We start from the raw sequence: 19,162 nt of genomic DNA on the forward strand, positions 1-19,162 counted from the left end.
ACTAGGACTTCACATCTATAGTTATGTATTGATTTTTTAAAGCTGGACATAAAATTGTGAGAGATTTAACAACTTTACTCTCTATTGATCTTTCCAAGCTTCTAGTGTAAACATTAAGGAAATGAACTTCCATCCCTTTTTCGTTTTTACAGCAGAATAAAATTCTTCTCCTTTGTGAGATTTTTTACCATTAATTGTTACATAATAATAAGTAGTCACCACAGCTCTCCCATTAAAAATCTTCTCTATTTTAACTGAATCAAATTGCTGTTTTATAATGTCATTTGAATCTTTTATAAAATCTGCTAATCCTTGGGCTGTATTAGATTTAATTGAATGGCCTCCAACAGACACTCCTTCATAAGTTGAATAAATAAGTGCCGATGGGTGTATGAATGCATTAAGAATCATAGAATGATTTCTCATATTCACACCTTCAGAAATAGAATTCACTAAATCTTCTAGTTGTTTAGTATCGTCTTTTGCTTGTTGTGCATAAGTTGATAAATTGGTGTTCACAATCACTACAAGTATGAAAAGTTTAATATATTTCATCAATCACATTGTTTTTGTTAATCGTGATTAAAACTAGTTTACTTAGGCATTCTAAAACTCCTGATTTCAAAAAACAGGATATAAGTTTGTGATTTTTTTAACAAGAGGGACTATAAAACCAATTTAAAATTTAAAGTATTTTGCACCTATGGGAATCTACTATTTGCTTTCTATTTTTTCTGGAATATCTATTGCAATGTGTCTCTTTACGACGATGTACCTTATGGTTGGCATCAAAGAAAAAAATCTAAAGAAAACCTTTTTGATTCTTTTGATTATTGCAATATCATTACGGTTGATAAAGTCAGTATTATACTATGTTGCCGTGAGCCAATTTTCAATTATGCCAACAATAGGAATCATCATAGGGTTTTTAGGCTTCTCTACTTTTGGCCCACTAGTCTATTGGTATTTTAAGTTTGATTCTAAACAAAACGCTAAAGATTTTCCGAAAGCAGAATACTTACATTTAGTATTTCCTATTATTGGCTGCTTACTCATGACTATTTCTGAAAAATATGATAATGAAATGTATTTGGCATGCAATATAAGTTTAACTGTGTATCTCGCTTATATTTATTTCAGGTTTGTTTTTAAAAGAAGAACAATGGATTCTCATCTCTTAAAATTAGATAAGGTCATCTTTATCACAATGAGTCTATTGTTGTTTGTTTTTTTAATTCAATATTTTGTTGCTACTATCCAACTATATGTGATTGGTACAGGCCTCTCATCATTAATCATTAGTGGACTATTTATTTATATGATGAAATATCCTCCAAATCTAATGAAGGCAATACATAAAACTAAACCTAAACCTGAGCAAATACATACAATAATAGAAGCATTAGAGGTGAAAAAAATGTATCATAAACAAGGAATATCTCTAACCGAATTTTCTAAAACAATAAACATTCCTAAGTACATTATATCTATAACGATTAAAGATAGATATCTAAAATCTTTTCCAGAAGTTATAAATCATATGAGAATTGAAGACATTATAAAAAAGCTCAAAAATCCTGATTCAGTAAATACTAAAATAGAAGAGCTTGCTTTCGATGTAGGATTTAACTCAACATCTTCATTTTATACTGCATTTAAAAAAGAGACCTCAATGACACCTAGAGAGTTTCAAAAAGCTTCAATTTTAAATCACTAAATATCTATCTTATCAAATCGATAGATTTCCTCTGTAAAAATCTAGCACTTTTACACGCAATAAATAGTCGTATTTAGCATTGGTCAAGTTTACTTTAGCATTATCTAAATTATTCTTACTGGTGATATAGTTTAAGAAATTAGAAATTCCATTATTGAATCGAATTTCATTAATACGATATGATTCTTCATAAGCATCAACTTGCTTTAATAAGCTTTGATAACGATTGTAAACTGTTTCCATCTCAAAATGAATTTGAGCTATTGTATTTTTAATATCCAAATGTGTTCGTTCTAATTCTAAAACCGATTCCTCAACTCTGATTTTTTCTAAAGCCACATTATTTTTTGCTCTAAAACCATTAAAAAGAGGCACACTCACTGAAACACCAACGACTGTACTTAAGTTATTATCTAACTGATCTTTAAAATTGATATTTTGTGGTGAGAAGGATGTTTGTTCGGTCATCACAGGTAGGTCTTGACCATTAAAAGTCACAAAATCTCCTGTGTCTACGATACTTGTCCCTGTTTCAGAAAACGTTTCTGCTGCACTAGAGTAATTTGTATTGACGCCACCAAAAACAGACACCTCAGGCGTAAATTGAGACTTCGCAACACTAATCCCTTTTTTAGCTGCTTCAATACGTAATTCTCTCGCTTTAAATGTTGCTAAATTCTGTAAAGCTTCTGTATAGACCTCATCAGCAGAACGATTGTATTTCTCGAAGTCTAACAGCATCAACTCTGTATCTATTTGGATGTTTTCTGGTAAATTCAATAATCTTACAAGGCTTAATTTGGCACTATTCAGGTTTGATTCTGAAACCAAAATACTAGTCTCATCATTGGCAACTTGCCCTAAAATATCGGCATAGTCGGCTGGGTTTCCAGATTCATTTTTATAAAAATCTTCTTGAATCTTCAGTTGTTTCTTTGTCGTTTCATAACGTTGTTTCGCTAAATCTAAAACCGCTTTACTATTTAAAACCTGTAAATATGCTAAAGTAACATTCAACACCAAATCTTGCTTAGCAGCCTCAGTTTCAAACTCCGATGCTTTTCTATTTAAGTAATTTTGCTTTGCTGCATTCAATAATCTGAATCCATTAAAAATAGTAGCATCCAAGCTTAAACCCATATTAGAAAATGTTAATTCTTGATTTATAAAATCATTGGTAAATGGATCTATACTTCTACCATTATTAACCCCTAAATTAAAGTTTCCATTTATGCTTGGTAACATATTGGCTTTTGATTGTTGATGATTTACTTTAGCTGAATTAGCTCTTAAATTAGCCGATTTTAAATCGAGATTATTCGCTAATGCAATAGAAATACAGTCGTCTAATGAATAACGTTTCTGATTCAAATTTTGAGTGTATCCTGCCCAACTCATTAAAATTATGAGGGTAATTACTATGCTTTTATGTTTCATGATGTTCTTCTTATTCTGAGACTATTCGTCCATCTAATAGATTTATAATTCTTGAGCCATAGGATGCATTGTGCTCGGAGTGTGTTGCTTGAATGATAGTTACACCCTCTTTGTTTAATTGTGAAAATAACTCCATAATCTCTGTACTCTGTTTAGAGTTTAGGTTTCCTGTTGGTTCATCTGCCAAAATTAATTTGGGTTTTCCAATAAGTGCTCTGGCAATTCCTACTAGTTGCTGTTGACCACCACTTAACTGTATTGGAAACAAGTTCTTTTTACCAACAATATTAAAACGGTCTAGCATATCAGCTACTAAAGCTTTACGTTCAGAAGATTTTACATTTTTATATAATAATGGCGTTTCAATATTTTCCCAAACCGTTAACTCATCAATAAGATGATAAGCCTGAAATACAAATCCGATATATTCTTTGTACAATTTAGATCTGTTTTTCTCTTTCATACTATGAACCGGCTCACCTAGAAACGTATAACCACCTCCTGTAAAACTATCTAACATGCCAATACAGTTTAGTAAAGTTGACTTACCAGAACCTGAAGGCCCCATTAGGGAAATGAATTCACCTTCTTTTACTTGAAGATTAATCTTATCTAATAAGGTTACTGCATTGCTTCCCGAATTAACAGTTCTTGTCGCTACGTTTAAACTTAATAATGTATTTGCCATTTTAATTGATGTTTTATAAATCTATACGATTGATTTTTGAATCTCCAAAACTTATTCCTTTACTCACTTCGGCTGTACCTTTATAATACAACTCAGCCTCACCATAAGCTGTAAATTTGATATGATTTGAAGTTTGTACTTTAAACTCTGCTTCACCAAAAGCTTTAAGCTTAGATCTTTTATTATCAACTCCAATAAGGTCTATTTCACTTTCTCCGTAAGCCGTTATATATTGATTTTCGGTAGTGCCATCTTCTATAGTTAATTGACTCTCACCATAAATATCAACATCAAATGTTTTGAAGTTTACCTCTTTAAATGTGATCTCAGATTCTCCATAAATTTTGAGTTTAAAATGTTCAACAGCTATTAAACTCTCGCAAACTGTTTTTTGCTCACCTCTTAAAGACAAATTATCAATGCTTTTATAAGTAACTCTTACGGTTAATACTTTTCCTTTATAGATAGGCACATTCATTTTTACTCCATTACGTACTACTTTTTCATGTTTCGTTGTCACTTTTGCATCATCTAAATATACTCTAAGTGTTCCTCCCTTAACTTCAATATTCACTTTATCGTCTAATACAGTATTTTCTAATATGGTCACAGATTCTTCGTCACCTTGAACAAAAGTGGTTTCTATGTGCGGACTTATAATGACCTTATTAAAAGATGATACAGTTTTCTTTGTTTGCGCTAGCAATGCTTGACTAGTTACAATCAAACTCGCTACTATAATGTGTTTTAAATTTTTCATGATTATTTGTTTTTGATGACTCATAAAATAGTTTTACACATAATATATAGTGAAGATGATGCCAAACGTATAACTAATTGATAATCAGATTTTTATTTTTATTGAAAGACTGTAAAGTGTTCGATTTTGATACACTTCTTGTTCAGAATCGAACACTTAAAAACTATAAAATTGATTTATTCGGTTTTTAAACTATCAGCTGGATTTGCAATAGCAGCTTTAATCGTTTGAAAGCTTACAGTTATTAAAGTGATTCCTATAGTAATACAACCAGCCAAAGCAAAAATCCAAAAATTCACATTGATTCGATAGCTAAACTCCATCAGCCATTGTGATGAAAAGTAATACCCAATTGGTATTGCAATTAGCAATGAAATAATAACAAGTATCATAAATTGTTTCGACAATAATTGCCAAATTGAATGTATTGATGCTCCTAAGACTTTTCTAATACCAATTTCTTTTTTCCGTTGTATAGTCATATATATTGAAAGACCTAAAACTCCTAGACAACTAATAATTATTGCTACAATTGAGAATATACCTATCAATTTCGCTGTTCGTTTTTCTGAATTGAAGTTTTCTTGATATTCATCGTCTAAAAATGTATACGTAAATAAATTTTCAGGATTATATTTTTGAAAGACATTTTCTATCTTACTAATAGCTGCTTTGACATTATCTGTATTAGAAGCTATTTTTATGTTGATATAATTCAAATAATCTCCTTGATGTAACACATATAATGTTGGTACAATAGGGTCAAATGGCGATAGAGTTACCATATCTTTAACCACACCTATGATTTTGTAGTTTTCATTTCCTCCCCAATTTATAAATTCTCCAATCGGATTTTCAAGATTCATATATTTCACAGCTGTTTCATTTACTATAAAGGCTAATGAGTCACTAGCAAACTCTTGAGAGAAATCTCTTCCTTCTAAAATCTCCCATTCTATCATTTTTCCAAAACCATGAGTCGCTCTTATGGTATGAAACTCTTCTTCAAAATTTGGGTCCTTTCCTTTCCAATCAAAACCTCCATTGGTCGTATATATACTAGTCACTTTTTCATCTGAAGCCGTTACTTGTTCCACATGAATAGACTCTAAAAGTTCATTTTTAATTGATTCAAAACTTTGTAATACCTTATCATTATTTATAGGCACACTAACCAACAAATCTTTATTGAACCCTATTGGTCTGTCTTTAACATGGTTAATTTGACTAACAACAGTAAGTGTTCCGATAATCAAAATACTAGAAATTACAAATTGTGTCACAATAAGTGCTTTCCTTAAAATTAGTGGGCTTCTGTGCTTATCGCTAGCACCCTTTAGCGCCTTAACAGGTCTAAAAGAAGAAAGATACATAGATGGATAAAGGCTACTTAAAATTGCTGTAATACAAATCAATACTAAACTGGCTATCCAAAAGGACCATCTATTAAAAGGTACAGAAACCTCTTTCAAAGTAATAGTATTAAACAGAGGAAGTATCAAGAACGCTAAAACTAGCGCTATACAGAATGAGAACAAAATAAGCATAAAAGATTCTGTAAAGAATTGAAAAACTAATTGTTTTCGAGAAGACCCAAGTGTTTTCCTAACTCCAACTTCTTTTCCTCTTTTTAAAGCATTTGCTGTAGTTAAATTAATAAAATTTATGCACGCCAAGAGCAGTATAAAAATTCCTATGATACTAAATATTGTAACATACTCAATCTTTCCACCTACACTAATCCCATTTTCAAATTCAGAATATAAATGCCATTTAGATATTGGAAAAAGAAATAATTCAGCATTTGCAGAATCTTCAGGGAAATTATTCTTTGCAACATCCTTAATAATTGCAGACACATTACTCAAAGAACTTTCATCATCTAATTGCACAAAAACTTGAAACCAACGATTTCCCCAACCTAATCTCTCATCATATTTCTGACTTGTTTTTAATCGTTCCCAAGGAGCTATAAAATTCAATTTTTTAAAATTCGAATTTTGCGGTAAATCTTTATAGACACCTGCAACCTTCATTTCCAAAGCAGAATTTAACTTTAGCGTTTCTCCTATTGGATTATTATCTCCAAATATACTTTTAGAAGCACTTTCAGAAATCAATACAGATGAAATATCATCGAGTGCAGATATACTTCCATTAATCATTTTCAGATCTAAAAGATTAGCTAATCCAGGTTCTGCAAATCTCCCATCAACTACGACAATGTTTTTATTATATGTAATTTCAAAACCACTACTCCTTGAGCTTGTCACAACATGCTTAAAATGGCTCCCATATTGACTCCTTAACTCTGGTGCTAATTGCATAGCCTGACCAGTATTAGTGTTTATTTCTCCTGCAAAAGCTCTATTTTGTATAACACTGGCAATCGTATTATAATTGGTTAGTTCTTCATTATAACTCAACTCACTATGAACCCATAAACTTATTAGAATTACCGAGGTCAACCCAATAATCAAGCCACTTGCATTAAGTGCGAAAAAGCCTTTATTCTTTATAATGCTTCTTAAACCTATTTTAAAATGTGTCCGTATCATGATAATTCGTTTTTTGATTAATGATGATTCAATCTATTCCGTTTTTAAACTATCTACTGGATTTGCAATCGCTGCTTTAACCGCTTGAAAACTCACTGTAGCTAAAGCGATTAATATGGCAAGTACACCTGCTATGACAAAAATCCACCAGTTTATCTCTATCCTGTAAGCATAATCTTGAAGCCAATTATATGCTGCATACCATGCAATAGGAATAGAAATTAAAATGGAAATACCTACGAGCTTTAAAAAGTCTTTTGATAATAACTTTACAATACCTGAAACACTAGCGCCTAAAACTTTACGCACACCTATTTCTTTACTGCGTTGCTCAGCTGTATAAGCTGCTAGACCAAAAAGTCCTAAACAAGATATAAGTATCGCAAGCATAGCAAATATCTGAGATAATTCACCAACCAATTGCTCATTTTTAAACTTGGCATTAAAAGCCTCATCTACAAAAGTATATTCAAAAGGATACGCTGGATTGTGTTTTTTTAATACGGCTTCAATATCAGTAAGGGCTTCATCAATAGGAACACCGTCCTTTGTTTTTATAAACATGAATCTCGCATAATTAGGGTAATGTAAAAATAGTACTGGATCACTAGAATCAAACATATCTCCATAGACATAATCTTTTACAACACCTATTATTTCCATATTATCTTCATCACGACTAATAATATTTCCTATTGGGTTTTCGTCTCCCATCATTTTAGCTAAAGATTCTGAAATCATAACATAAGCGCTATCTGCCTCAACATTATTACTAAAGCCTCTACCTTCTATGATTTCCATTCCTGTAGTTTCAAAAAAGCTTTGAGTAACATTTCTAAAAGAGAGCAAAACGTCTTCAGTATCTGTGCCGCCTTTCCAACGAAAACCAGAGCCATTATTACCACTCGAAAGTATTTTAGAGTTGCATAAAGTCGCATTGTGCACAGAACCTGTTCTTATTAATTCTTGTTGAATTAAATCAAACTTTGGTATAAAATCACGATCAATTCGCATCGACAATAATTGGTCTTTATCATAACCCAATTCTCTATTTTTTGCATGCTGAATTTGCTGATATACCAATATGGTAAAAATGATAAATACGATAGAAACGGTAAACTGCCCTACCACTAATCCTTTTCGGATAAATGAAGCTGAACCATGTGTAACTTTAAGACCTTTTAAAACTTCAACAGGTTTAAAAGACGATAAATAAAACGCTGGGTATAAACCTGCAAAAACACCACATATTATCGCAATACCCAATAACACAAAAATATGAACTGGATTAGTTAAGCCTAAAGACAAGTCTTTTTCAATAATGAGATTAAACTGAGGCAGTAAAACAGCAAGTAACAAAACACTAAATGCCGCAGCAATAAATGCAAGGATTAAAGCTTCAGAAATGAACTGTGTAATCAATCTTGAACGACTAGAACCCATAGCTTTACGTACACCAACTTCATTAGCTCTTTTTTCACTTCGGGCTGTAGATAAGTTCATAAAATTGATACATGCTATAAGTAAAATTATAAATGCTATAATCATAAACAAACGTACATAGGTAATACGACCACCAACTATTTCTCCGCCTTCAAATTTGGAGCGCAAGTGCCAATCTTTGATAGAATGCAAAAAAGCATAATCATCAGTAAACTCAGCTTTTTTACCAATTAGTGCTCTTACTTGAGTATCTACCGTTTCAAAGTTTGCTTCAGGAGATAGTTCTACGAACGTATCTGAAAAATTACTACCATATTCTGTCATCCATTGAGCTCCTTCGCTATAACGTTCAAAAGGTGCCACCCAACTAAAAGGAAACGAGACATTTTTAGGCAAATTTTCAATGACACCTGTAACTAGATAATTGTCTTTATTGCTTACTCTAACCACTTTCCCAAGGGCTTTTTCATCTTTACCAAAAAGTTGTTCGGCTGTTTCTTGAGTTAATACAATAGCTTCAGGATTTACAAAAGCGCCTTCACGGTTACCTTCAATAAATTTAAGGCTGAAAATGTCTAAGAAATCGGGATCTGCATAGCGTCCTTTTCTAGTAATCGAGTTATCTCCAACGGCAAATAAACGCTCTTCGCTACTAGACCTAGTTGCTCTTACAATACCAGGAATTTCATTGAGCATGTCTTGAGCTAGTGGTCCTGGTGTAGAATAAAACGTTCGCCATTCACCCTCGTAATTTTGATTGGTTGGCACATAATAAACTTCATCTTGTTTAGCAAAAGATTGATTAAAACTTAACTCATCTTCTACCCAAAGAAAAATTAAACTCGCACAGGTAATTCCTATAGCCAATCCAAAAATATTAAGAAAGCTATACCCTTTGTTTTTGAGTAAACTCCTGAATGCTATTTTTATATAATTGATTATCATAATTTCTGTTTTTTGATGATGATTGATTAATTTATTCTGACCTTAGAGAATTAACTGGATTAGCGATTGCTGCTTTAATAGCCTGAAAGCTTAATGTAATTAGAGCTACGACTAATGCAACAAATCCAGTAACTGCAAAAACTCCCCATGTAAGGTCTATTCTAAAGGCAAATTCTTGTAGCCATTTATTCATAAACCACCAGGCTATTGGTGTTGCAATTACAAAGGCAATAATTACCAACTTCACAAAATCTTTAGATAGCATTTTTACAATATTAGCTACAGTTGCACCCAATACTTTACGCACTCCTATTTCTTTTGTACGTTGTTCTGCTATATATGTTGCCAATCCAAATAAGCCTAAACAAGCGATAATTATAGCTAGTATTGCAAAAGCCATAGCAACTGTACCAACACGTCTTTCTTGTCGATACATGTTATCAAAAGCTTCATCTAAAAACTCATATTCAAATGGCATACCAGGAGCTGCAGCTTTGTATTTACTTTCAATTGTAGACAATAAACCACTAATATCGGTTGTATTAAATCTATAAGCGCTTTCCCAACTGTTATTTCCTAATTGGAAACATAAGCCTCCAACATTTTCGCGTAGCGATGCAAAATTGAAATTTTTAACTACACCAATAATCGTATAGCCCTCGAGGTCACCATTACCATCTATTGTATATAACTTTTTCCCGATAGGATTTACAAACCCAGACAATTTAACAGCTGTTTCATTCAAGATGATGCCTGTTGAATCTGAACCAAAATCTCTGGAGAAATTTCGACCTGCCTTAATTTCCATACCTATGGTTTCTAAATAATCATAATCTATGTTCCAGTACTGCATATTAAATCCATTGGATTCAGTCATAACAGATTCTGTTGAAAATGTTGTGTCCGAACGCGAAGAACTACTTACTGGCAAATAACCTGCAAATGAAGCTGATTTCACTTCGGTTAATTGTTCAATTTCATTTTTTAGAGATTGCCTAGTTTCGCTTGATAATCCAGAATTACTAATTACCACAACCTGGTCTTTATTAAATCCTAAATTAGAATTTTGAATATGGTTGAGTTGTTTATAAATGACTATAGTCCCAACAATTAATATAATGGATGTTGCAAATTGAAATATGACCAAAAAGTTTCTTAAGGTGTTTTTCTTATGACCTAATGATAATTTTCCTTTTAAAACTTTAATAGGCTGAAATGAAGATAAAAAGAATGCTGGATACGCACCTGCTAATCCACCTACTATAAATGGTAATACAAAAATGAAAATTAAAAATTTTGGACTCAACAAGGATGTCATTAACATCTCTTTTCCTGAGACACCGTTAAACCAACTTAAAGACAACCATACAAACAATAAGCCTACAAAAAGCGCTAAAATTGCTATTAGGGTTGACTCTGTTAAGAACTGACCAATTAATGATTTCTTTTCAGAACCTAAAACTTTACGAATCCCAACTTCTTTTGCCCTACCAGAAGATCTAGCCGTTGTAAGATTTATAAAATTGACACAAGCAATCAATAATATGAATAACGCAGCAGCAGAAAAAATATAAACGTACTGAATATTACCGTTAGCACTTAATTCAATACCTCTCGAGGAGCGCAGATGAATATCTGTAAGTGGAATTAAAGAATATTCCAATTTATTTCCGCTTGCTTCAAAATCATCCATACTAGAAATGTCTATGATCTGAGCTGCCTGTGGAAGTAAATATTTATCAATAACCGCTTTAAAATTCTTATTGAATGCTTTATAATCAACTCCTTCCTTTAATAGTACATAGGTATGAAAGTTATGGCTTAAGTAATTTCCAAAATCATAATTTACATTAGCCATAGAAAAAAAGAAATCGAAATTGAAATGTGAATTTTTGGGCATATCTTCAATAACTGAAGTTACTTTATACAATGTCTTGCCATTATCATCAGTTTCTAAAAATTGCCCTATTGCTAATTGAGGACTACCAAAATAGCGATTAGCAGCTGTCTCTGTAATAACTACTGTATTTGGGTCTTTAAGTGCTATCTTTGGATTACCAATTATTGCTGGTAAAGTAAAGACGTTAAATAAGGTAGAGTCGGCATGAGCCACAGCTCCTTCGTTAATATATTCACTTCCTTTTTTTATTAGCTTAGACCCTTGCGATGCATAGAATCTCACATAATTTTCAACCTCTGGGTAATCATTCTTTAAGACCTCTCCCATTGGATCTGAAGTTACAGCCATACTCAATTCGGTTCCGCCAAAAATGACATCAGAATTAATACGATAAATACGGTCTGCTTTCTCATGGTAACGATCATAACTTATTTCATCAATCACGAACATAGAAATCATAATAAAGCAACCTATGCCTAATGACAAACCAATAATATTTATAGCTGTAAAGCTTTTTTTCTTTAGAAGGTTTCTCCAGGCTATTTTAAAATAATTCTTAATCATGATTTTATATTTTTAATTGATGATGCTGAAACTAATTCAACACAGATTGATTTATTATTCCGAGCGCAATGAATTCACTGGATTTGCATTTGCTGCTTGTAAAGTCTTAGCACTAATTACAATTAAGGCAAACAAAATCATGGCACATCCGCTTACTAGAAACAGCCAAAAACTAATGTTTGTTTTATAGGCAAAATCCTGAAGCCAGTTATTAATTCCGTAATAAGCAATTGGAGATGCTACAATAAATGCTATCGTTACAAGAATCAAAAATTCTTTACACAGTAATGTATTGATTTGTAATAATGATGCCCCTAAAACTTTACGAACCCCTATTTCTTTAACGCGTCGATTGGTGGTATAAATAACCAATCCTAGTAATCCTAAACAACTTATTAATATGGATAAACCCGTTGACCAATTAAGTAGTTTAGAAATTTTTTGTTCGCGATTATAAAACGTTTCAATAGTCTCATCCATAAATTGCACGCGATAATCCTCTGTTTCGGTATAAACCGATTTATAAACATTTTCAATCTTAGATAATGTGGACTTTAAATTTTCGGAAGACTCATTTTTAAATGAAATATGAATGGCTTGAAACTGACTAAACCTATCACGATACCAATCGCCTACTAATGCCATTGGTTCTATATCTGTCTTCAAGGAACGCTGGTGAAAATCGGCCATAACTCCAACTATTGGTACATTCTCTTCGCTTAATACAATGTTTTTACCGATGGCTTCTTGCGGAGTTTTAAAGCCAAGTGTTTTACCAAATGTTTCGTTTATAACTAACTCTCTAATGGTATCATTTCTATACACTCGACCCGCTAATAAATTCAACTCAAAAACATCTAAATAATGAGTATCTCCTTGTATAAATTGAAGTTCGGTAGCAATCTCTTTTTCTCCATCTACAAAGGACGCATTTGATGTACTAGTTGAAAACGACGCAGGAGGATTACCTCCAATACTTATGTTTTTTATTTGAGGGATTGTTTTTAATTTTTGGACATAAATTTCTTTTTTAGATAACTCACTCTCTGCCCTAGGACTATATACTGAAACCACAGCATTAGTTTTGAAACCCATATCCTTGCTAAGAAGATAATTAATTTGTTTTCCAACCAATAATGTAGCAATTATAAATACTTGGGCAATTGTAAACTGAAAAACAGTTAAGTATTTTCTTAACTTAACTTTATTTTCTCCTACTGAAAGATGATTTTTTAAAACAGAAACAGCATTAAATTTTGATAAGACAAGTGCCGGATAAAACCCTGATAAAATTGTAACTACTAGTAGTAAAACAATTATGCTTAAAATAATTAAAGGTGATTTAAAAAGTTCAAATTCTAAGCCTTCTGGAATGAAATCTGAAAATACATTAATTAGCCATTTAGATAACAAAAGTGATAATATGGACGATAGAAACACGAGTAAGAATGTTTCTCCCATAAACTGACCTATAAGCTGTTTTCTTGAACTTCCTAAGGTCTTTCGGATACCTATTTCTTTAGCACGTTGTGATGCCTGAGCGGTGTTAAGATTAATAAAATTAATACATCCCAATAACAATAAAAACAATGCAACTAAAGCCAAATTGGTTAGTAATGACTTACTGGCTTGCCCTTTACTCCAATCATAAATCCCATAATTTTCATTAAAATGAATATCGCTTAATGGTTGTAACTTAAACGCTCTAAAATTGTTATATTTTTTAGCATCTTCACTTCTATGCTCTAAAACCAAATCATCGAATCGTTTTTGAATGGCTTCAAAATTGGCAGATTCACTAACCTTAACTATTAACTGTGAAGCAGAGTTAGTATTATTCCAGTTTTTGTTTAAAAAGTTTTGTCTTAATCTTGTTTGTAATATGGTTGGTTGAGAAATAAATTCTTCAAAAACAAAATCTGTTCTTTCCTTAAAATTTTCAACAATTCCTGTAACTGTTATATTTAAAGAATCGTTATAAACCAAAGTTTTTCCAATAATTTCCGAAGGTTTCATTTTTGGGAAATAATCTGCAGCTCGCTTTTCTGATAAAACCACTGTATTTGGCTTAGATAATACTTCTGTTTTATCTCCTGCTAAGAATTTATAGTTAAAAATCTTAAAATAATTTTGATCAGTAAAAATGACAAAGTTTGGCCATTTAAATTCAGAATTATTGTCTTTATTTTCAACCTTTGTTGGTCTTTCAATATAGAAACCACCAACCGTTTCAAAATTCGAATTATTTTTTATTGCGTCTTCTAAAGATAGTGTAACACCAGAATTGTGATATTGTCCTTCTGGACTGCTAAAATCTGTCACCACTCTGTAAATTCGATCACCATCTTTGTGAAACGTATCAAAAGTAGAATCGTAAAAAACCATAAGGCCTATAACGAACGATGCACTTAAACCTATAGTAAGACCAATAACATTGATAAGAGAGAACACTTTGTGCTTCATTATGTTTCTCCACGCTATTTTGAAATAATTTTTAATCATAACTGCTCGATTTTTGATTGATTTACTCTGTACGTAATGATTTTACTGGATTAGCAGTTGCAGCTTTAATCGCTTGAAAACTTACTGTAATTAGCGTGATTATTAATGCGCCAAAACATGCTATTGCAAACACGTCCCAACCAACAGATGTACGATAACTAAACTTTTGTAACCATTGTCCCATAACGTAATATGCTAAAGGAGAAGCTACAATAAGTGAAATGATTACAAGTGTTATAAAGTCTTTTGAAAGTAATAACCAAAGCTGACTTATCGATGCTCCTAATACTTTTCTAACTCCAATTTCTTTAGTGCGCTGTTCTGCCACAAAAGATGCTAGCCCAAATAAGCCAAGACAACTAATAAAAATGGCTAATACCGTAAAAACTCTGGCTAGACTAGCTATACGTTCTTCTGCTCTAAATTTTTGACCATATTCCTCATCCACAAATTGATAGTCAAATGGTGTATTAGGAAAGTTCTTTTTAAATACGTTTTCTATGAGAGCTAGATTTTCACTTGTACTTTTTTCAGGATTTAATCTAAGGTTATAGAATGCAATATTGCCATATTGTTCAAAAACATACATCGCTTGTTTTACAGGTTGATATGGAGATTGCACAATCATATCATCTATAACACCTATAATTTTCAAAGGTGTGAATGGGTCTTCGGTATCAGAATCTCTAATGTACATCCCTATAGGATTTGTTAATCCCATATATTTTGCTGCTGTTTTATTTAGAATAACAGCATTAGAATCTGTTGCGAATTCACGAGAAAACCCTCTTCCTTCAATTAGTGTTAAACCTAAGGTTTTTACAAAATCGTAATTAACCGAAGTATGCGCTAAATCCTCTTGAAATCCAACAGGTTTACCATCCCATGTATAACCGCTTCGATTGGACCATACATTTGTTGTAGGACTACTCATGGTTGTCATACTCATTGCGCCACCAGAAGCTACAAACTGTGTTCGCATTGTTTCATGTTTTCCTACAAACTCTGAGCTCATTACAGGAATTTGAATTAAGCCTTCTCTTTCATAACCCACAGGTCTATCCTTGCTGAATTGAATTTGATTCATAACAACTAAAGTTCCTATAATTAAAGCAATAGATACTGTAAATTGAGTGACAACTAGGACTTTTCTTGGTAACGAAGAATAACGCCCTGCTCTAAACGTTCCTTTTAAAACTGCAACTGGATTAAACGATGATAAATAAAGTGCCGGATAGCTTCCTGCTAAAAATGCGGTAACTATTATAAATAGTAATGAAATAGCCCAAAATTGAAAATTCTCCCAAGGAAAAACAATAGCCTTACTTGCCAAATTATTAAACCCATTTAGAAATAGAAGTACGACACCAACAGCAAAAACGAATGATAAAATAACAATTAGAAAAGATTCGCTTAAAAATTGAAAAATAAGTTGTCCGCGTTGAGATCCAATAGATTTCCTAATACCTACTTCAGTTGCTCGTTTCTCAGAGCGAGCTGTACTAAGGTTAACAAAATTAATACATGCAAGTAATAATATAAAAATACCTATAACACCAAATAACCATACATTTTCAATTCGTCCTCCAGATTGCACTCCGTTTTCAAAATCACCTCTTAAGTACCAATCCTTCATAGGAAATAAGAACATTTCTGGATTAAATTCGGCCTCATCAGGATCTCCGATTTTCTTAACATCTTTTATTTTAGCAGAAACCGCTTCCATAGTTGTATTATCATTAATCTGAACAAACATTTGGAACGAATTATTTCCCCAAGATGTTTTCGCTCTTTCTAACCATCGTTGCGTACTTACATAATGTTTCCATGGTATTAAATAATCCATATCGCTAAACGAATTGTTCTCTGGAATATCTTTATAAATACCAGTTACAATGAGGTCATCTTGATTATTAACTTTTACTATTTTTCCTATGGCAACATCGTCTCCAAATAAAGATGCTGCTGTAGATTGAGAAAGCATAATCGAGTTCTTCTCTTTTAAACCATCTTTTATGCCTTCAACAATATCTAGATTCAACATGTCTGTTGCGCCTTCTTGCATAGCATTTCCTTGACGATTAATATTAGTTTCACCATATTTCAGATATCTTGGTTGCTCCCAAGAAGACATGATGATATGCTTAAAATTGTCTGCATGATCTTGGCGTAATGCAAACTCTAGTGGTCTAGGAATTGCAGGACCAGTATCGGTCTCATTATTATTGGTTTCATGCTGAAAAACTTGTGCGATAGTAACTTTATCATCAAAGTAATCGTTGTAACTAAGCTCATCAAAAATCCAAAGTCCAATAAGCATAGTAGCCGCCATTCCGATCGCTAAACCCGAAATATTTATAAATGAATACACCTTATTTTTAAGAAGGTTTCTAAACGCTATTTTGAAATAATTTTTAAGCATGATTTCTAAAGATTACTATTCGTTTTTGATTGATTTGGTTTCAACACTTCAGTATAATTGATTTGATTGGTTAGTGTTTATACTGAAGTGACTTCACCTAGTTGATTGATTTGATTGATGGTATTGTTTTAAGCCAGAATATTCTCTGTTACTTTTTGACCGTCTAACATTCTAATAATACGATGGCTATATTTCGCGTCATGTTCACTATGCGTCACCATAATGATAGTTGTACCTGCTTCATTTAAATCTATAAGCAAGTCCATAACTTCATTACCATTAGTACTATCTAAGTTTCCTGTTGGTTCATCTGCTAGAATTAATTTTGGATTATTAACTACTGCTCGGGCAACTGCTACACGTTGCTGTTGACCACCAGATAATTGCTGAGGAAAGTGATTTCTACGATGCATAATTTGCATTTTTTCCAAAACTTCTTCAACTTTCTTCTTTCGTTCTGAAGGTTTAACACCTGTATAGATTAATGGTAATTCTACATTTTCAAAAACAGTAAGCTCGTCAATAAGGTTAAAGCTTTGGAATACGAAACCTATATTATGTTTACGCAACTCTGAACGTTTTCGTTCATTATAACCAGCGACTTCTTGACCATTAAACATAAAACTACCTCCATCTGGATCATCCAATAAGCCTAAGATGTTTAATAATGTAGATTTCCCACAACCTGAGGGTCCCATTATCGCAACAAACTCGCCTTCTTTAACACCAAAGGATAATTTATTTAAAGCAATAGTCTGAACTTCTTCTGTTCTGTAAAATTTCTCTAAATCCGTAATCTGTATCATTGTATTCATTTTTTAATTGATTGTCTTCTATTCTATTTTAAAATAAGTTCTTCAACGTCTCCAAAAGAGTCATAACTAGACGTTATAACCTTATCTCCTGGATTTAATCCTTCAAGAACTTCATAATATTCTGTATTTTGACTGCCTAATCTTACATCTACTTTATAGGCTGTAGATCCATCTTCAGTTACTTTAAACATCCAGTTACCTCCTGTTTTTTGAAAGAAACCACCTTTGGCAACTAATAAAGCTTCTTTCTCGGCACTAAGTGCAACACGTATCTGAAGGTTTTGCCCTCTTCTAATACCTTCAGGGACTTCACCTTCAAACTTCATATCAACTTGAAAACGGCCATTAGTTACTTGAGTAAATACTTTCTTAATGACTAAAGTGTAGGTTTTATTATTAAGTGTAAATGTTCCTGTTTGTCCATTGTAAATTCTAGAAATATAGTGCTCATCGATATCGACTCTTACTTTATACCCACTAGTAACATCTACTTGACCTAATCGTGTTCCTTTATTTATGGATTGTCCTATTTCGGCATCTAAAGATGTTAACTGGCCATCAATTGGTGCGCGTACTACTAGGTCTCCTACTTTTTTTCGCATTAATTCTAAAGCACTTTGTGTTCTAGCATAAGAACTTTTAGCTTGATTTATTTCAAGTTTTGAAGAGATAGAATCTTCAGATAATACTTGTTTAGCCAATTTCATACGTTCTTTCTGGTAATCGAAATTATTTTTAGACGATTCGAAATCCATTCTTCCAATAGCACCTTTATCATATAATCTTTTGTTTAGCGTATATACACGTTCTGCTTCAATAAGGCTATTCTCAACATCTGTAAATTGATTTTGTCTATTAATAGTATTCTGGCGTGCTGCATTTTGAGAGATTTGCATCTGTGTTAGTAGATTATAAACTGACGTTTCTTGATTGACCAGACTTAATTCTAAATCTGTATTTGATAAGCGAAGAATTGGCTCTCCTTTCTTCATCATCGCGCCATCTTCTACAAATTTTTCTTCAACACGACCACCTTCTAAAGCATCTAGATAAATTGTCGTAATTGGTAATACAATACCATTCACTGGAATATTCTCTTGAAATACATCTTTACTAACAGTATGAATAGAAATTCGTTCCTTTTCAACGTTCAATTTAGAACCACCAGAAGTTTGAACAATAACATAAACTATTAAGGCAACAATAATTAAAACACCAGTAATGAGTCCCAGTTTTTGCTTTGAAAATTTTTTCTTTTTAATTGGTAGGTCCATCTTTATTTTTTTTATGACACTACATTTATAGTCAAGATGATGCCAAAGTTTTATTTTACTAACAATCAAGTGTTTACATATAAATGAAAAATTAAAAGTGTTCGATTTTGATACACTTTGTGTTCGATAGTGTACAC

The 19,162-nt window shown here is 32.3% G+C and carries 12 protein-coding genes; 1 reads left to right on the forward strand and 11 read right to left on the reverse strand.

All coding sequences use genetic code 11. The features are described 5' to 3' along the window. Nucleotides 1-81: 81 nt before the first annotated feature. Nucleotides 82-555, reverse strand: a complete 474-nt coding sequence (locus Q0783_RS03610) for a hypothetical protein (protein ID WP_298893399.1) — start codon at nucleotides 553-555, stop codon at nucleotides 82-84. A 343-nt stretch (nucleotides 556-898) separates the two neighbouring features. Between Q0783_RS03610 and Q0783_RS03615 the strand changes: the two genes are divergently transcribed. Continuing rightward, a complete protein-coding gene (locus Q0783_RS03615; RefSeq protein ID WP_298893401.1) occupies nucleotides 899-1,717 on the forward strand; it encodes an AraC family transcriptional regulator in 819 nt (272 codons plus the stop codon). 12 nt (nucleotides 1,718-1,729) lie between these two features. Here the strand turns inward: Q0783_RS03615 and Q0783_RS03620 are convergent, their stop codons facing one another. From Q0783_RS03620 to Q0783_RS03665, 10 genes are all read right to left on the reverse strand, one after another. Then, nucleotides 1,730-3,154 (reverse strand): TolC family protein, encoded by a 1,425-nt coding sequence (locus tag Q0783_RS03620; RefSeq protein ID WP_298893403.1) that lies wholly within the window; start codon nucleotides 3,152-3,154, stop codon nucleotides 1,730-1,732. 10 nt (nucleotides 3,155-3,164) lie between these two features. Further along, complete coding sequence (locus Q0783_RS03625) at nucleotides 3,165-3,842, reverse strand: ABC transporter ATP-binding protein (protein ID WP_298753850.1); 678 nt, start codon at nucleotides 3,840-3,842, stop codon at nucleotides 3,165-3,167. 13 nt (nucleotides 3,843-3,855) lie between these two features. After that, nucleotides 3,856-4,602 carry a head GIN domain-containing protein gene (locus Q0783_RS03630; protein WP_298753848.1) on the reverse strand — a complete coding sequence of 249 codons (747 nt, stop codon included), beginning with the start codon at nucleotides 4,600-4,602 and terminating at the stop codon, nucleotides 3,856-3,858. A gap of 176 nt (nucleotides 4,603-4,778) precedes the next feature. After that, on the reverse strand, nucleotides 4,779-7,160 hold the full coding sequence (locus Q0783_RS03635; RefSeq protein WP_298753843.1) for an ABC transporter permease: 2,382 nt from the start codon (nucleotides 7,158-7,160) through the stop codon (nucleotides 4,779-4,781). A gap of 33 nt (nucleotides 7,161-7,193) precedes the next feature. Next, on the reverse strand, nucleotides 7,194-9,548 hold the full coding sequence (locus Q0783_RS03640; protein ID WP_298893405.1) for an ABC transporter permease: 2,355 nt from the start codon (nucleotides 9,546-9,548) through the stop codon (nucleotides 7,194-7,196). A gap of 31 nt (nucleotides 9,549-9,579) precedes the next feature. Next, nucleotides 9,580-12,012 carry an ABC transporter permease gene (locus Q0783_RS03645; protein WP_298893407.1) on the reverse strand — a complete coding sequence of 811 codons (2,433 nt, stop codon included), beginning with the start codon at nucleotides 12,010-12,012 and terminating at the stop codon, nucleotides 9,580-9,582. A 54-nt stretch (nucleotides 12,013-12,066) separates the two neighbouring features. After that, nucleotides 12,067-14,514, reverse strand: a complete 2,448-nt coding sequence (locus Q0783_RS03650) for an ABC transporter permease (RefSeq protein ID WP_298893409.1) — start codon at nucleotides 14,512-14,514, stop codon at nucleotides 12,067-12,069. Between the two features lie 22 nt (nucleotides 14,515-14,536). After that, nucleotides 14,537-16,936: an ABC transporter permease gene (locus Q0783_RS03655; protein WP_298893411.1), complete on the reverse strand. Its 2,400-nt coding sequence runs from the start codon at nucleotides 16,934-16,936 to the stop codon at nucleotides 14,537-14,539. Between the two features lie 128 nt (nucleotides 16,937-17,064). Next, nucleotides 17,065-17,742: an ABC transporter ATP-binding protein gene (locus tag Q0783_RS03660; RefSeq protein WP_230934445.1), complete on the reverse strand. Its 678-nt coding sequence runs from the start codon at nucleotides 17,740-17,742 to the stop codon at nucleotides 17,065-17,067. Nucleotides 17,743-17,774: 32 nt separating this feature from the next. Further along, nucleotides 17,775-19,025, reverse strand: coding sequence for an efflux RND transporter periplasmic adaptor subunit (locus Q0783_RS03665; protein ID WP_298753833.1), 1,251 nt, complete (start codon nucleotides 19,023-19,025; stop codon nucleotides 17,775-17,777). Nucleotides 19,026-19,162 lie beyond the last annotated feature (137 nt).

The organism is uncultured Psychroserpens sp., assembly GCF_947500255.1.
Classification (GTDB): domain Bacteria; phylum Bacteroidota; class Bacteroidia; order Flavobacteriales; family Flavobacteriaceae; genus Psychroserpens.

Bases quoted from the DNA above. Each gene is read 5' to 3' on its own strand.
- Q0783_RS03610 (WP_298893399.1), bottom strand. From the start codon at position 555: ATGAAATATATTAAACTTTTCATACTTGTAGTGATTGTGAACACCAAT.
- Q0783_RS03615 (WP_298893401.1), top strand. From the start codon at position 899: ATGCCAACAATAGGAATCATCATAGGGTTTTTAGGCTTCTCTACTTTT.
- Q0783_RS03620 (WP_298893403.1), bottom strand. From the start codon at position 3,154: ATGAAACATAAAAGCATAGTAATTACCCTCATAATTTTAATGAGTTGG.
- Q0783_RS03625 (WP_298753850.1), bottom strand. From the start codon at position 3,842: ATGGCAAATACATTATTAAGTTTAAACGTAGCGACAAGAACTGTTAAT.
- Q0783_RS03630 (WP_298753848.1), bottom strand. From the start codon at position 4,602: ATGAAAAATTTAAAACACATTATAGTAGCGAGTTTGATTGTAACTAGT.
- Q0783_RS03635 (WP_298753843.1), bottom strand. From the start codon at position 7,160: ATGATACGGACACATTTTAAAATAGGTTTAAGAAGCATTATAAAGAAT.
- Q0783_RS03640 (WP_298893405.1), bottom strand. From the start codon at position 9,548: ATGATAATCAATTATATAAAAATAGCATTCAGGAGTTTACTCAAAAAC.
- Q0783_RS03645 (WP_298893407.1), bottom strand. From the start codon at position 12,012: ATGATTAAGAATTATTTTAAAATAGCCTGGAGAAACCTTCTAAAGAAA.
- Q0783_RS03650 (WP_298893409.1), bottom strand. From the start codon at position 14,514: ATGATTAAAAATTATTTCAAAATAGCGTGGAGAAACATAATGAAGCAC.
- Q0783_RS03655 (WP_298893411.1), bottom strand. From the start codon at position 16,936: ATGCTTAAAAATTATTTCAAAATAGCGTTTAGAAACCTTCTTAAAAAT.
- Q0783_RS03660 (WP_230934445.1), bottom strand. From the start codon at position 17,742: ATGATACAGATTACGGATTTAGAGAAATTTTACAGAACAGAAGAAGTT.
- Q0783_RS03665 (WP_298753833.1), bottom strand. From the start codon at position 19,025: ATGGACCTACCAATTAAAAAGAAAAAATTTTCAAAGCAAAAACTGGGA.